This is a genomic window from Streptomyces sp. NPDC102258 (assembly GCF_055584685.1).
Window position 1 is genome coordinate 1 of sequence record NZ_JBVJLO010000028.1, and the last position, 15177, is coordinate 15177.

Consider the following 15177-nt stretch of genomic DNA (forward strand, 5'->3'; position numbering starts at 1 on the left):
ACACCACCGACGACAACCCCACATCCACCAACCGCCCCGACCCAGCCACACCCCCCATACGGGCCGCCAGCTCACGCACCACACCCACAGAACGACCCGACACCACCACCGGCACCACAACCGGCGACACACCCACACCCGGCTCCACCGACTCCCGCACATCCGGTGCCTCCTCCAACACCACATGCGCATTCGTCCCGCCCATGCCGAAGGACGAGACGCCGGCCAGTCGCAGCCGGCCGGTTCCCTGCTCGTCCGGCTGCGCCCAGGTTTCCAGTCGAGTAGGTACGCGCAGGTTGAGCCGGTCCATGGGGATGGCAGGGTTGGGCGTCGCGTGGTTCAGGCTCGGAGGTACCGCGCCCTCACGGACGCACAGGGCGGCCTTCACGAATCCCACGATGCCCGCAGCCGCTTCGAGGTGGCCGACGTTCGTCTTGGCCGACCCCACGGTCAGCGGTGTGCTCCGGCTCCGGGCCGTGCCGAGGACCGCGCCGAGAGCCGCCGCCTCGACGGGGTCGCCGGCGGGCGTTCCCGTGCCGTGCAGTTCGACGTAGGACACCTGGTCCGGGGCGACCCCAGCCCGTTCGTACGCCGTGCGCAGTACGGCTTCCTGGGCCTCGCGGTGGGGTGTGGTCAGGGTGGAGCCGCCGCCGTCGTTGTTGACTGCGCTGCCTCGGATAACGCAGTGGACGCGGTCCCCGTCGGCCAGTGCCCGGTCCAGAGGCTTGAGGACGACGCAGGCTCCGCCCTCACCCCGTACGTAGCCGTTGGCGCGTGCGTCGAAGGTGTAGCAGCGGCCGTCGGGCGAGAGCGCACCCATGAGTTCCATGCCTGCCGTGCTGTTCTCGGCGAGGATCAGACTGACGCCGCCGACGATCGCGAGGTCGGACTCGCCGCGGCGCAGGCTCTCGCAGGCCAGGTGGACAGCGACCAGCGAGGAGGACTGCGCGCTGTCCACCGCGAGGCTGGGACCGCGCAGGCCCAGGAGGTAGGAGAGGCGGTTGGCGGCCATACCCCGGCTCAGGCCCGTCGCGGTGTGGCCGCTGACCGGGGTCTCGGACCGGTGCAGGAGCGCCGCGTAGTCGTCGGCCGCGATGCCGACGAAGACGCCGGTGTCCGTGCCAGCGAGGCCGCCCGGGACGATCCCGGCGTTCTCCAGGGCGGTCCAGCCGAGTTCCAGCATGAGCCGCTGCTGCGGGTCCGCGGCGGCGGCCTGGCGAGGGGACATGCCGAAGAAGGCGGCGTCGAAGTCGGCGGCCCCCTCCAGGGAGCCTCGCCAGGTGCCGTCGGCGCGACGCTCGATCGCGCTGCCTCCGGAGGTCAGCAGTTCCCAGAACTCTTCGATGCCAGGTGCCCCCGGAAGGCGGCAGGACATGCCGACGACGGCTATGTCGCTCGAACGCTGCGCACCACTCTTCGGGGCCATCGGAACTCCTGGTCGATCGATATGGGCTGTCACGCTGACAGAGCAGGGCGATGTCAGCACTTGCTGAAATGGGTGAGGCCACATGCGCGGCATTCCATAAGGAATCGCCGGGGAATTGGCCGGTTGTCGTGTCGTGCGCGCAATTGGGGTTCATCCGCTGTGGGTGCGCGTCACGGGGATTGTTCGGCACCGCACCGGGCGGCCGGCGGCCCGGATGGCTGCGTTAAGGTTGTCCGGTCCGCCGACTCGCCCGAAGGAACGGTGCCTCATGCTCAACAGGATCGTGCGATCCGTGCGACACCTCGCCTGCCCGCACTGCGGTGCTTCGCTGGCGTTGGGGGACCGTGCACTTTCCTGCCCCGCCGGACACTCCTTCGACATCGCGAAGCAGGGTTATGTGAATCTGCTTCCGAGGGCGACGAAGCTGCGAGCGGACACAAAGGAAATGGTGGAGGCCCGGGACGCATTCCTGTCGGCGGGGCACTACGACCCCGTGATGGATGCGCTGGTCGATCTGGCGCGGCGGACGGCTGATCCGGCGGTGCCCGGTTGCATCGTCGACATCGGCGGTGGAACGGGCCACTACCACGCCAAGGTCATGGACGCGTTCCCTGACGTCGAGGGTCTGCTGCTGGACATCTCCAAATACGCCGTGCGACGTGCCGCCAAGGCACATCCGCGGATCGAGGCCGCCGTCACCGACGCCTGGCAGACGCTTCCGCTGCAGGACGACGCCGCAGCCGTGGTGATCAACACGTTCGCTCCCCGCAACGGTCCTGAACTGCATCGCATCCTCCATCCCCATGGCGTCCTCCTGATCGTCACTCCCCTGCCCGATCACCTGCAGGAACTCATCGGCACCCTCGGTCTGCTGCAGGTGGACGAAGGCAAGGAGTCGCGTCTCGCGGAGCAGCTCGCCCCGCACTTCTCGGCCGTCGCCACGGAGCGGCTGACCCGGACCATGGCCCTCGACCACCAGGCCCTGGCCCACCTGGTCGGCATGGGGCCCAATGCCTGGCACCGCGACGCGCAGCGGGATCGCGAGACGATCCAGCGGCTGCCGGTGCCGTCCCAGGTGACGCTCTCCGTGCGGCTCTCCGCCTACCGGCCGTCGGCGTAGCGGCGCGGGCCCACGGGTCCGTCGGCCGGCGGGCGAGCGGGTTCCGGTCCGCCCGCTCGCCGGTGGCCGCCTCAGGCCGCGACCCGCGCTGTCTCCGCCCACTTCTCAAGGATGTCGCAGGCGGTGTCCACTCCCCGTTCCTTGGAAACCAGTTCGCCCAGCCGTCTGGCCCGGGCCGCCATCGCGGGATCGGTGACCGCCTGACGGACGCTGTGTGCCAGTGCCTCTGGGCTGAAGCGGGCGAAGGGCACCGGCTGGGCGGCGACGCCTACTCTGGACAGCCGCGCCGCCCAGAAGGGGTGATCGGCGAAGACCGGCACGATGACCTGTGGCACTCCGGCCCGCACGACTTCGGCGGTCGTGCCGGCGCCGCCGTGATGGATCACCGCGGCCATCCTGGGGAACAGGGCGGCGTAGTCCACCTGGTGCAGGCGGAGCACGTCGTCGGGCAGGTCACCGTCCGGCCCGTCGACCATGACCAGTCGGCGTCCGACGCCGCGGACGGCATCGAGGGCGGCCTGGAGGGCTTCTTTCTGCCGATGGAGTGACCAGGTGCTGCCGAAGGTGAGCGCCACCGGCGGTTCACCGTCCGCCAGGAACGCCTCCAGCTCGGCGGGCGGCTCCCAGTGCTGGTCCCAGAACCAGTAGCCGGTGACATGGCTCTGACGCGGCCAGTCCTGCGGCTTGGGCAGCACACTGGGGCTGAAGGGGAACAGGTACGGGCGGTCGTGGCCCAGTCGGAGGAACGGGGACTTGTCACCGAAGGGCCGGAGACCGAGTCGCTTCCGGTAGCCGTCGATCTCGGGACGCCGCCATTCCCACTCGTCGCGAGCCGCCCTGCGGTGGGTGTAGCGGTTGTACAGAGGTGTCAGCGGACCGAATCTGCGCTGCCCGGACTCGACGGCCGGGAAGGCCGAGGTCATGTTGTTGGGCCACCAGGACACGGAGGCCCACGGAGCGGGCGGGTGCCCGTACGCGGCGGCCAGGGTGAGGGGCGCGTTCACGATGAGGTCGGCGCCCTCGGCAGCGTCGTGGATCGCGTCGACGACCTGCTGCGTGTAGCTCTCGGGTGCCTCGGGCATCCCCGCGAGCATGTTCTTGAACGAGGGGCTGCGCCGCAGCGCTTCGATGACCTCGGGCATATTGAAGAACCCGTCGGGGTCCCCGGGCGACAGCTTGTACGTCAGCTCAGCACGCTCGACCAGCGGCCGCAGCGTGGCGGGAGCGGCCAGGGTGACGTCGTGGCCGCGGGCCTTCAGACCGATCCCCAGGGCGACGAACGGCTGTACGTCGCCTCGGGATCCCACGCTGAGCAGGGTCACACGCATGCCGGCCCCCCGCCGCGCGGTCGGGAGTGTCCCGATGCCTGGTACCGACGGCCCCTCATTCGTGCCCCCCGGAGGAGACGGCGACCAGCGTCTCGAAGTCGCGCGGGATCCACGGGGGGATACCGCCCTCGGCGTTGGTGCCCTTCTCGATGAAGGCCAGATTGTGGTACAGGTGCATGCCGACCACGTGCTGGTCGACGTAGCCGGGGCGGTGGCCGCCGGCCTGCGGCAGTTCCTCGTGCTGGATCGAGTCCACGAGAGACTTGAGCAGGCCCAGGCTGGTGCCGCCGTACTGCTTCGGGTCCTCGTTGCCGCCGAAGCCGGACCAGTAGGCGGTCCACAGGTCCTCGATCACATAGAGGCCGCCGGGCCGCACGTGCGGGAACAGCGCCTGGAACGACGTACGGATGTGGTCGTTGATGTGGCTTCCGTCATCGATGACGATGTCGAACGGGCCGTACTCCTCGGCAATGGACCGCAGGTAGTCGGGGTCGCTCTGGTCGCCGCGCAGGGTCGTGATGCGCGGCGCGTCGAAGTGCGACTTGTCGACGATGTCCAGCCCGTAGATCTCACCGCGATGGAAGAAGTGCTTCCACATGCGCAGTGAGCCGCCACCCCACTCGGGGTGCTTGTAACCGCCGACGCCGATCTCCAGAACGCGTACCTGCTGGTCACGGTAGCTACTGAAGTGGCGGTCGTAGTGGGGGGTGAACCAGTGCAGCGAACCCCACTTCGGGGTCAGGTAACGCGAGGAGAGTTCGCTGAGGTCCGGCTTGTGGGAATGGCAGCCGGCCAGCACGGTCTGGGAGCCCTGCTGCGCGGCCAGGAAGTGGGTGCCGATGTGCTCGGCTCCCGACCCCTCCTCGCCTTCCGACTGCGCGTCCGCGACGTACGGGAAGAGAGTGGTCTGGCGCACGCCGGTGACGTTCTCCCGCACCGGTCCGAACAGCTCTCGCACCAGTTCGCCCAGCTCGTACTCGACACGCATCGCGATGAACGCCTCGTCCTTGGTGGCGAGGCGCACCGGGCCACCCTTGAGGACGTACAGGTAGGTGGGAAACAGCTGGTCGCCCGCTCGCACGGCCAGCTCGACGAGGACGGGGACATCGTTCACGGGAGCGGGGCAGCGCGTGGTGATCTCGTCCAGGAGCACACGGACGATGTCAGCCGGGGCATGCCGGACGGCCAGGTCCTTGAGGTCGGCGTCATGTCCGCCGGCGGCTCGGATTATTTCACGGACCAACGAGTTCGGGACGTGCTTGACCACGAGTTACCTTCCAGGGGGTGTACGAGAAGTTCAGCGCTTGTGAAGGCGGTACCAGCGAGCGGTCTCTTCCAGCCCGGCCCGCAGAGGCTGGGGCTCGAAGTCGATCACTTCTGACATTCTGGACAGATCCAGAAGTCTGCTCGGGGCGCCGACCGGGCGGCTGGGGTCGAGGCGGATGCGCTCGGGCCGTCCCAGGACGGCCATCACCATCCGGGCCAGCTCCAGGATGGAGACCTGCTCCGCGCCGGCCACGTTCATCTCCGGGTACTTGCCGGTCTCCAGCAGGCGCAGCGAGGCTCGCACCAGATCGGCGACGTGCACGAAGGACCGGGTCTGGCTGCCGTCCCCCCAGATTTCGATCTCCTCGCCCGCGTCGGCCTTGGCCAGCATGCTCGGGATCACCCGGCCCCGGGAGCGGTCGAAACCGTCCCCCGGCCCGTAGACGTTGCCCGGTCGCACCAGGAAGACGTTGGTGCCGAACTGCTCGCGGTGGAGCCTGGCCAGGATCTCGCCGTAGGTCTTGGACAGGACGTAGCCGTTGTCCGTGTACCGCATGGATCTGCGGAAGTCGTCCTCCTCGCGCGCCGGCGCGGTGGGCTCCGTGCAGTACAGCTCGGAGGAGCTCATGACGACGACCTCGCCCACGCCGAAGTCCCGCACGTGGTTGAGCAGGTGAGAGATGGTCCGCTGGTTGCTGTCGAGGATCTCGGCCGAGCGCTCCAGTTTGAACTGTGCGTTGCCGTCCATTGCCGCGCAGTGGACGACGGTGTCGACGGACGGCGCCAGGTACTTGAAGGCTCCCCGTACGTCCGACTCGTCCCGCAGCTCCGTCCGTACCAAGCGGACCCGGCTCAGTGCCGCGAACTCGGCTTGCACCTCGGGTCGTTCGGTGCGATACAGGGCCAGCACCTCGGCTCCCCGCGCGTCCAGCTGCCGGACGAAGTGGGAGCCGATGAACCCCAGTGCACCCGTGACGAGCACCGTGCGACCGGCCCAGCGATCAGCGGTCACTCGGTGTCCTGCGGTGCGTGACCGGGGCCTTCGCCGACGATTACGGCCTGTACGGGGCAGAGGTGCACCGTCTGGAGCACCCTCGGCCACAACGCTGGCTCGGGCTCGGCGACCAGGACCCGGCTCAGCCCTTCCTCGTCCTGGCGGAAAACCTCCGGTACCAACTGCTCGCACTGGCCGGCCCCCAGACACCGGCTCTGCTCGACTGTCACCCGCACGCCGCATTCCCCTTCCGTCACCACTCCACCGGCAGCTCGTGCAGCCCGAAGATCGTCGAGTCGTGCTTGACGCGCAGTGCGTCGACTCCGCCGGCCAGTCTGAGCGTGGGAATACGGTCCACCACCGCGCCCAGCGTGACCTCCAGCTCCAGCCGGGCCAGGTTCTGCCCCAGGCACTGGTGTGGGCCGTAACCGAAGGCGACGTGCTGGCGTGCCGAGCTGTGCAGGTCGAAGTGGTCCGGGGAGGCGAAGGCGCTCTCGTCACGGTTGGCGGAAGCCAGCGAGATGATGAGACCGTCCCCGGCGCGCAGCGTGAGGCCGCCGAGCTCGATGTCCTCTGTGACCGCCCGCCGAAGGCCGTCCGCGATGGAGTGGAAACGCAGGAGCTCGTCGACTGCCTGGGGCAGCAGCGTGCTGTCGGCACGCAGCTCCGCCAGTTTGTCGGGGTGCTGCAGCAGCGTCAGGACACTCAGGGCCACCATGCTGGCACTGGTCTCGTGACCGGCGGCGAGCAACAGCACGGCGTTGTCCACGATCTCGGAGTGCCGCATCTCACCGGTGTGCAGCCGATCGGCGATGAGCCGGCACAGCAGGTCGTCACCCGGAGTCTCGATCTTTGCGGTCACCAACCGGTCCAGATAGTCACGCAGCTCCAGGAGGGCGGCCAGTGACTCCTCGTTCCCGCCCACCCGCGTGGCCTGTTCGCTGCGCTCCTGGAAGAACTCACGGTCTTCGTACGGCACGCCGAGGAGCTGGCAGATCACCAGGGTGGACATCGGCAGCGCGAGTTCGGCCACCAGGTCCACCGGCCCCCGCTGCTTGAGGATCCCGTCCAGCAGCCCGTGCACCGTGTGCTCGACGCCCGGCCGCATCTGCCGGACCCGGCGCACGCTGAACTCGGGTATGAGCATGCGGCGGAGAACAGTGTGGTCCGGTGGATCCATGGTCAGCAGTGACCGGAAACCGCCGCCGTCGCCGTCGGAGGCGGAGAGCTTGGGCAGCTTGGCCGGATCGATGGTGACCCGGGGGTCGGCGAGAAGGGCTCGCACGTGCTCGTGCTTGGTGATGAGCCAGGTCCTGGAGCCGTCCCATACCTGAGTCCGGCATATGGGCTCGTTCTTGCGCTTCTCGGCGTACTGACCAGGGAGGCTAAAGGGGCAGGTACGCGCGAAGGGCCATGCCACACCTGATTCCGGAGGGCTTTTGTGAAGAAGTTTTGAAGATTCCAAGGGTTTCCTCACCATAAACGCAATCGTGCGGAGGTGATCTTGCTCCAACATGCAATCACACGGTCAGCAGCCCAGCAAGGGCCGATCAGATCGACCGCGGTCGCCACTGCACCACATGAACATCATTTCCAGCCAGGCGCGACACTTGCGTGGCTCGTTTTCGACCCTTGCCCGAGTTCGATCACTGGGGTTAGATGGTCACTCCATCCAGCTCATCAGCGTGAATACAGGGTTTTAGCCCCGGCGGCCCCTGCCCTGAATGACCTGAATGAGCCGCCCGCTGGACACAGCTACCTGTAGGCGAGGAAAATGACAGTCATATCTGCCGGCCCAGACTTGTATCTCGACCTTATGAAGAAGGTCGTGACGAACATGATTTACGAGGACCAGACCAACGTCGCCGGCTTCATCACGAGCAGCTCGTATTCCCCGGAACTACGCGCGGTGGGTGAGGACTATCCGCGCGTCGCGCACACCATGATCGGTCTCAAGCGGCTCGACAACCTGCAGAAGTGCCTTGAAGACGTGCTGCGCGACGGTGTACCGGGAGACTTCGCGGAGACCGGGGTCTGGCGGGGCGGGGCCTGCATCTTCGCCCGCGCCGTCTTCCAGGCGCACGGCGTGCGGGACCGGAAGGTGTGGGTCGCGGACTCCTTCCAGGGTTTCCCCAAGACCACTGAGGACGACCATCAGCTGGATGTCGACATCGACCTCGGCCAGTACAACGAAGTCCTCGACATCCCGGTCGACGTGGAATCGGTGAAAAGCAACTTCGCGCGCTACGGACTCCTGGACGACCAGGTCCGTTTCCTCCCCGGTTGGTTCAAGGACACGATGCCTACCGCACCCATCGAGAAGCTCGCGGTGCTCAGGCTCGACGGGGACTCGTACGCAGCCACCAAGGACGTGTTCACGAACCTGTATCACAAGGTGTCGGCCGGCGGATACATCATTGTCGACGACTACTGCATTCCGGCATGCCGGCAGGCTGTCCATGAGTTCCGGGACGAGCACGGCATCACGGACGAGATCCACCAGATCGATCGCCAGGGTTCCTATTGGAGACGCTCCAGCTGATCGACCCGGCCGTGACCGCCCAGCCTTGCCAGTGCCCGATCAACCGGTCCGAAGGACAAAACGCCATGCACCCACTCAGCATCGAGGGGGCCTGGTCGCAGGAACCCGTCATCCACTCCGATCACCGCGGGCGGTCCCACGAGTGGTTCCGGGGCGAGAGGTTCCGTCAGGCGTTCGGTCATGACTTCCCGGTGGCCCAGGTCAACGTCGCGGTGTCCCACCGCGGCGCGCTGCGCGGGATCCACTACACCGAGATCCCGCCCGGTCAGGCCAAATACAGCGTCTGTGTGCGCGGAGCGGGCCTCGACGTCATCGTGGACGTCCGCACCGGCTCACCGACCTTCGGGCGCTGGGAAATCGTGCCCATGGACGCGGAACGCAACACCGCCGTGTACCTGACCGCGGGACTGGGCCGCGCTTTCCTCTCCCTCACCGACGACGCCACTCTCGTCTACCTGTGCTCATCCGGGTACGCCCCCGAACGCGAGCACTCCGTCAATCCGCTCGACCCGGACCTAAGAATCGCGTGGCCGGCCGACATCGAGCCGCTGCTCTCCGACAGGGACAAGAACGCCCCGACCCTCGCGACAGCCGAACGGCTCGGATTGCTGCCGTCCTATCAGGCGTGGCAGGAGCAGCAACGGGTGGAGGCATAGGACGTCCGAGCGCGGCCCGCCGTACCGGGGACGATCCCGGTGAAGGCCGCACGACCATGGTTCCTTCCCTCGCCACCCGAGAATCCCCATCGGTTCAAAAGCGCTGCGCCGCCTCACGGCCGGCCGGGGAAACATTCCTCGTCCTCGGCATCCACGACACGGCCCGCCATGCCTGCCGCTGCGGCGGCGAGGCAATTGCCGGTCCGGCCGGTGCCTTCGGGCGAATGCCGTGCACGCGTCCGCACTGACCGGCGCCGTCCACTATATGCAGGGCCGGCGGACCCGGCCGTGTCGAGGCACCCGAGCAACCAGGTTTGCCGGCCTTCGGACAGCGTCTCCACCCTCATATCAGCAATACATGCCTCGGAGGACCAACCGTGTTCGAGACACCGCTGAAACACCCCAAGGTGAGGGGGATAGTCCTCGCTGGGGGCAGTGCTACCCGGCTGCAGCCGCTGACCGGCGCGCTTTCCAAGCAGCAATTGCCCGTTTACGACAAACCCATGATCTACTATCCGCTGTCGGTGCTGATGCTGGCCGGCATCCAGGACATCCTCATCATCTCCTCGCACCAGCACGTGGAAACGTTCCAGGTGATGCTCGGCGACGGCGCACGCCTCGGCATCCACCTCGACTACGCGGTTCAGGACGAGCCGCGCGGAATCGCCGACGCTTTCCTGGTCGGCGACAAACACATCGGAAACGACCGGGTGGCGCTCATTCTGGGCGACAACGTCTTCCACGGCCCTGGATTCTCCACCGTGCTGAAGCACTCCATCCAACGCCTCGACGGATGTGAATTGTTCGGCTATCCGTCCAAGTCCCCCGAGCGCTACGGCGTCGCCGAGATCGACGAGCAGGGGAACTTGTTGTCGTTGGAGGAGAAACCGAGCCGCCCCCGTTCCAACCTCGCGGTCACCGGGCTGTACTTCTACGACAACGACGTGGTGGAGCTGGCGAAGGATCTCAAGCCGTCCGCCCGAAACGAGTTGGAGATCACGGACATCAACCTCTCCTATATGGAGCAGGGCCGGGCGCGACTGACCCAACTCGGTCGTGGATTCGCCTGGCTGGACATGGGGACCCACGACTCTCTGCTCCAGGCGGGTCAGTACGTCCAGCTGCTGGAGCAGCGCCAGGGCGTACGCATCGCCTGCGTCGAAGAGATCGCACTGCGTATGGGTTTCATCGACGCGGACACCTGTTACCGCCTGGGCGAGGAGCTGAGCGCCTCCAGCTACGGGAGCTATCTCATGGAGGTCGCTTCGGGACTCGGGGCGACGCTCACCGGTTGATCACCCCCCCCCCTCCCCCACAGCACGGCAGAAAGGCAGATCAAGGATGCGCGTCCTGGTGACCGGGGCAGCGGGCTTCATCGGCTCGCACTTCGTCAGACAGGTCCTGGCGGGCTCCTACCCGGAGCTGGCCGACGTCCACGTCCTCGCGCTGGACAAGCTCACCTACGCCGGAAACACCGAGAATCTCGCCGAGGTCGCCGGCCACCCCCGTTACACCTTCCTGCACGGCGACATCTGCGACCGGCAAACGGTCACCCAGGCTCTGCGCGGTATCGACCTGGTGGTGCACTTCGCCGCAGAATCGCACGTGGACCGCTCGATCACGGACTCCGCCGCCTTCATCACCACCAACGTGCTGGGCACGCACGTACTGCTGCAGTCGGCGCTGGACGCGGGCGTGAGCCGCTTCGTCCACGTCTCCACCGACGAGGTGTACGGTTCGATCCCCGAGGGGTCCTCGGCCGAAACCGACCTGCTGGACCCGAACTCCCCCTACGCGGCGTCCAAGGCCTCCTCCGACCTCCTGACGCTCGCCTTCCACCGCACGCACGGCCTCGACGTCCGAGTGACCCGCTGCTCCAACAACTACGGCCCCCATCAGCATCCCGAAAAGGTCATCCCGCTCTTCGTGACCAACTTGCTGGAGGGCCTGCGCCTTCCCCTGTACGGCGACGGCCTCCACCGGCGCGACTGGCTGCACGTGGACGACCACTGCCGGGGCATCGCCATGGTCGCCTGCCGGGGAAGGGCAGGAGAGGTGTACAACATCGGCGGCGGCACGGAACTGTCCAACGTCGACCTCACCCGTCACCTTCTCGGCATCTTCGGCGCCGACTGGTCCGTGGTCGACAGGGTGCCGGACCGAGCGGCGCACGACCGCCGCTACTGCGTGGACACCCGGAAGACCACCGAGGAGCTGGGATGGGCTCCCCGCGTCGCCTTCGAGCGCGGGCTCGCGGAGGCCGTCGACTGGTACCGGGACAACAGCACATGGTGGAAGGCACTGAAACCGTGACGCCCGGAAGCGGATCACGCATGAGCGGGACATCTGCCGCGACCGCGCCCGGCTCCACCGGCGCCGGCGACCTCTGGCTGCGCCGCTACCGGCCCGTCGCCGACCCCGCGCTCCGGCTCGTGTGCCTTCCGCACGCCGGCGGCGGCGCCAGCGCCTTTCTCCCTCTCACCCACCTGCTACCGGACTCGGTCGAGGTGCTCGCCGTGCAGTATCCCGGGCGGCAGGATCGCCGCCTGGAGCCGTTCGTGGACACCGTCGACGGCTTGGTGACGCACATCGCCGAGGCACTCGAACCGTGGCTGGACCGGCCGGTGGCGCTCTTCGGCCACAGCCTGGGGTCGTTGGTGGCCTTCGAGGCCGCCCGCCGCCTGGGGAAACAGGCGCCGGGAGACAAGTTAGCGCACCTGTTCGTTTCCGGCCGCGTCGCCCCGACCGTCGTCCAACGGACCACCACGCATCTCCTGAGCGACAACCAACTGGTCGCCAAACTCGCCGAACTGCAAGGCACCGACCCTCGTGTGCTGGCCGACCAGGAACTCCTGCGACTGGCCCTGCCCGCGATCCGCAACGACTACCGGGCCGCCGCCACCTACACCTGGCGCCCGGGGGCGCCGCTCGCCTGCCCGATCACCGTGCTGACGGGAAGTGAGGACCCCCACGTCCCCGCCGCCGGAGCCCGGGCCTGGCACCGGCTGACCACCGGGGAGACAGCGTTCCATTCCTTCCCCGGAGGCCACTTCTACCTCACCGAGCACGCCGAAGCGGTATGCCGGACGATCCAGGCGGCAGCCGGGCTCGCCGTACAGCGCTCGCACCCCTCAAGCCCTCCCACTGCCCCCGTACGACCGAGAGAGTATCCATGACGTCCAGTTGTCCGGTCCATCATGCTCGCCAGTACCCCTTCTCCATACCCGACGGCGTCGCGCTGGATCCGCTCTACAGCCATCTGCGGGAGCACGAGCCCGTGTCCCGGCTCCGTATGCCGTACGGGGGTGAGGCCTGGTTGCTGACCCGGCACGCCGACGTGAAGGCGGTCCTGGGTGACCAGCGGTTCAGCATGGAGGCCGGGGCCGGACGTGACGTACCCCGGCCCACCGAGTACCCGCTGCCCGCCGGCGGCCTCATCTCCATGGACCCGCCCGAGCACACCAGGCTCCGGCGGCTGGCGGGCAAAGCGTTCACCGCCCGCCGGGTGGAGGAACTGCGCCCGGACGTCTCGCGGTTCACCCACGAGCTGCTGGACGGCATGATCGCGCGCGACGAGCCGTCCGCTGAGATCATGGAAGACCTGGCGCTGCCCGTGTCGATCTCCGTGATCTGCAAACTGCTGGGCGTCTCGTACAGCGACCGCCATCTCTTCCGGGACTTCTCCGACGCGCTGGTCTCCTCCTCCCTGAGTCCCGCGAAGGTACAGCAGGCAACCGAGGAATTCACCGCTTACATGGCCGAGCTGGTAGCCGATCGCCGCGCCCGGCCCACCGACGACTTCCTCAGCACCATGGTCCAGGCACGCGACGAAGGTGACCGGCTCTCCGAGGCCGAGCTTCTCATGATGGGTGCCGGCCTGCTGATCAGCGGCTACGAGACCACGGCCACCCAGATCGGCAACTTCGTCCACCTCCTGCTCAGCGACCGCCGGCTCTACGACCGCCTGGCCGCCGACCCGGACCTGGTTCCCGCCGCCGTCGAGGAGCTGCTGCGCTTCACCCCGCTGAGTACCATGGACGGGTTCGCTCGCATCGCCCTGGAGGACGTCGAGATCGGCGGCACGCTTATCCACGCGGGCGAGGCGGTCATCACCTCGATCGCGTCCGCGAACCTCGACGCCACGGCGTTTCCCGGTGCCGAATCCCTCGACTTCACACGCGCCCAGAACCCGCACCTCGGCTTCGGTCACGGCGCCCATTACTGCATGGGCGCCCCCCTGGCCCGGCTCGAACTCCAGGTCGTACTGAGCACGCTGGTCGAACGCCTGCCGGGGCTGAGGCTGTCCGTCCCTGCGAGCGAGCTCCGCTGGCGGACCGGCTCTCTCATGCGCACCCCCGAGGCGGTCCCCGTCACATGGGACGGCCCGGCTGAGTGATCCGCCCCAGGCCCCTCCTGGGCAGGCGGCCGGCATCGCGCAGCGCCGCCTTCCGTGAACCGAGAGGCAGGCACGTACGACTGCGTGCCCACTCCGATTCCCGGGACGAGAAAGAACCCGACCGACTCGATGTGGGATCCGAATGACCAGCACCAAGTCCACACCCGTCTCCTATCCCTTCGGCCGCCAGAAGGGACTGGACCTGGACGAGGCGTACGAGCAGGCCCAGAAGAGCGATGGACTCCTATGGGTCCGCATGCCGTACGGGGAGCCGGGCTGGCTCGTCTGCCGTTACGACGAGGCGCGCTTCGTACTCGGCGACCGGCGGTTCAGCCACGCCGCCGAGGCGGAGAACGACGCACCGCGCATGCGGGAACTGCGGACCCCCAACGGCATCCTCGGCATGGACGCACCTGACCACACCAGGCTGCGCGGGCTGGTGACCAAAGCATTCACTCCGCGCCGCGTGGAGGCCATGCGGCCGCGGGTCAGGAAGATGACCGAGTCGCTGCTCCAGGACATGACGGCGCTCGGCTCGCCTGCCGACCTCGTGGAGCACTACGCCATCCCGATCCCCGTGGCGGTCATCTGCGGCCTGCTGGGCGTGCCCGAGGAGGACCGTGCGCTCTTCCGCGGCTGGTGCGACATCGCGATGTCCACCAGCTCGCTCACCGCCGAGGACCATGTGCGGCTGGCCGGCGAGCTGACCAGCTATCTGGCGGACCTGATCGCAGACCGTCGCGCCACTCCGCACGACGACCTCGTATCGGCACTGGTGGAGGCCCGCGACGCCGAGGGCCGGCTCTCGCAGGAGGAGTTGGTCAACCTGATCGTCTTCCTCCTGTTCGCCGGACACGAGACCACGGCCAGTCAGATCAGCAACTTCGTCCTGGTCCTGCTCGAACAGCCGGACCAGCTGGCCCTCCTCCGTGACCGTCCGGACCTGCTGGACAACGCGGTGGAAGAGCTGACCCGTTTCGTTCCGCTGGGCAGCCAGGCGGGGTTCCCGCGCTACGCCACCGAGGACGTCGAGGTGGGTGGGACTCTGGTGCGTGCGGGCGAGCCGGTTCTGATCCAGATGAACGCGGCCAACCGGGACGCCCTGCGCTTCCGCTCACCCGGCGTGCTCGACATCACCCGCGACGACGCCCGCCAGCACCTGGGGTACGGACACGGTCCGCATCACTGCCTCGGCGCGTCTCTCGCGCGGCTCGAACTCCAGGAGTCGCTGCGGACCCTGCTCGACGGACTCCCCGGGCTGCACCTCGCCCAGGCCGTCGAGTGGAAGACGGAGATGGTGGTGCGCGGGCCGCGCACCATGCTCGTGGGCTGGTGAGCGTGGTGACACGGGGCACGGCGTGCGGACCCGGCCCCGCACGCGTGTTCCGCCCGGGGCTGGTGCCGAGGCCGTACGGACGGCGACCGGGTCATGCCCACGGAGACGAATGA

The 15177-nt window shown here is 67.9% G+C and carries 14 protein-coding genes; 8 read left to right on the top strand and 6 right to left on the bottom strand.

The window, feature by feature from the left end:
- Nucleotides 1-1426 (bottom strand): beta-ketoacyl [acyl carrier protein] synthase domain-containing protein (locus ACZ6ZT_RS31990; RefSeq protein WP_469723740.1); only part of this gene is annotated, 1426 nt, incomplete at its 3' end.
- A 268-nt stretch (nucleotides 1427-1694) separates the two neighbouring features.
- Between ACZ6ZT_RS31990 and ACZ6ZT_RS31995 the strand changes: the two genes are divergently transcribed.
- Nucleotides 1695-2546: a putative RNA methyltransferase gene (locus tag ACZ6ZT_RS31995; RefSeq protein ID WP_469723742.1), complete on the top strand. Its 852-nt coding sequence runs from the start codon at nucleotides 1695-1697 to the stop codon at nucleotides 2544-2546.
- A 71-nt stretch (nucleotides 2547-2617) separates the two neighbouring features.
- On the opposite strand, the gene ACZ6ZT_RS32000 is transcribed toward ACZ6ZT_RS31995, so the two are convergent.
- The 5 genes from ACZ6ZT_RS32000 to ACZ6ZT_RS32020 are packed head-to-tail and all read right to left on the bottom strand — an operon-like array spanning nucleotide 2618 to nucleotide 7419.
- Entirely contained in the window at nucleotides 2618-3874 is a 1257-nt protein-coding gene (locus ACZ6ZT_RS32000) for a glycosyltransferase (protein ID WP_469723743.1), read from the bottom strand.
- A gap of 55 nt (nucleotides 3875-3929) precedes the next feature.
- The gene (locus ACZ6ZT_RS32005; protein ID WP_469723745.1) at nucleotides 3930-5141 is read right to left on the bottom strand and encodes a hypothetical protein; all 1212 of its coding nucleotides are present in this window, start codon (nucleotides 5139-5141) and stop codon (nucleotides 3930-3932) included.
- Nucleotides 5142-5171: 30 nt separating this feature from the next.
- A complete protein-coding gene (locus ACZ6ZT_RS32010) occupies nucleotides 5172-6152 on the bottom strand; it encodes an NAD-dependent epimerase/dehydratase family protein (RefSeq protein WP_469723747.1) in 981 nt (326 codons plus the stop codon).
- Nucleotides 6149-6370 (bottom strand): ferredoxin, encoded by a 222-nt coding sequence (locus ACZ6ZT_RS32015; protein WP_469723748.1) that lies wholly within the window; start codon nucleotides 6368-6370, stop codon nucleotides 6149-6151. The genes ACZ6ZT_RS32010 and ACZ6ZT_RS32015 overlap by 4 nt, the downstream gene beginning before the upstream one ends.
- 17 nt (nucleotides 6371-6387) lie before the next feature.
- The gene (locus ACZ6ZT_RS32020; RefSeq protein ID WP_469723750.1) at nucleotides 6388-7419 is read right to left on the bottom strand and encodes a cytochrome P450; all 1032 of its coding nucleotides are present in this window, start codon (nucleotides 7417-7419) and stop codon (nucleotides 6388-6390) included.
- Nucleotides 7420-7908: 489 nt separating this feature from the next.
- Here ACZ6ZT_RS32020 and ACZ6ZT_RS32025 point away from each other — a divergent pair, with 489 nt between their 5' ends.
- The 7 genes from ACZ6ZT_RS32025 (at nucleotide 7909) to ACZ6ZT_RS32055 (ending at nucleotide 15064) form a co-directional block, all read left to right on the top strand.
- Entirely contained in the window at nucleotides 7909-8676 is a 768-nt protein-coding gene (locus ACZ6ZT_RS32025; RefSeq protein WP_469723751.1) for a TylF/MycF/NovP-related O-methyltransferase, read from the top strand.
- A gap of 65 nt (nucleotides 8677-8741) precedes the next feature.
- Complete coding sequence (gene gerF / locus ACZ6ZT_RS32030; protein WP_469723752.1) at nucleotides 8742-9332, top strand: dTDP-4-dehydro-6-deoxyglucose 3-epimerase GerF; 591 nt, start codon at nucleotides 8742-8744, stop codon at nucleotides 9330-9332.
- A 407-nt stretch (nucleotides 9333-9739) separates the two neighbouring features.
- Complete coding sequence (gene rfbA, locus ACZ6ZT_RS32035; RefSeq protein ID WP_469723824.1) at nucleotides 9740-10627, top strand: glucose-1-phosphate thymidylyltransferase RfbA; 888 nt, start codon at nucleotides 9740-9742, stop codon at nucleotides 10625-10627.
- Nucleotides 10628-10673: 46 nt separating this feature from the next.
- Nucleotides 10674-11645: a dTDP-glucose 4,6-dehydratase gene (gene rfbB, locus ACZ6ZT_RS32040; RefSeq protein ID WP_469723753.1), complete on the top strand. Its 972-nt coding sequence runs from the start codon at nucleotides 10674-10676 to the stop codon at nucleotides 11643-11645.
- A gap of 20 nt (nucleotides 11646-11665) precedes the next feature.
- Nucleotides 11666-12508, top strand: a complete 843-nt coding sequence (locus ACZ6ZT_RS32045; protein ID WP_469723754.1) for a thioesterase II family protein — start codon at nucleotides 11666-11668, stop codon at nucleotides 12506-12508.
- Nucleotides 12505-13728: a cytochrome P450 gene (locus ACZ6ZT_RS32050; protein ID WP_469723755.1), complete on the top strand. Its 1224-nt coding sequence runs from the start codon at nucleotides 12505-12507 to the stop codon at nucleotides 13726-13728. Before ACZ6ZT_RS32045 ends, ACZ6ZT_RS32050 begins: the two co-directional genes overlap by 4 nt.
- Before the next feature lie 142 nt (nucleotides 13729-13870).
- Nucleotides 13871-15064 carry a cytochrome P450 gene (locus ACZ6ZT_RS32055; protein WP_469723757.1) on the top strand — a complete coding sequence of 398 codons (1194 nt, stop codon included), beginning with the start codon at nucleotides 13871-13873 and terminating at the stop codon, nucleotides 15062-15064.
- Nucleotides 15065-15177: the final 113 nt, after the last annotated feature.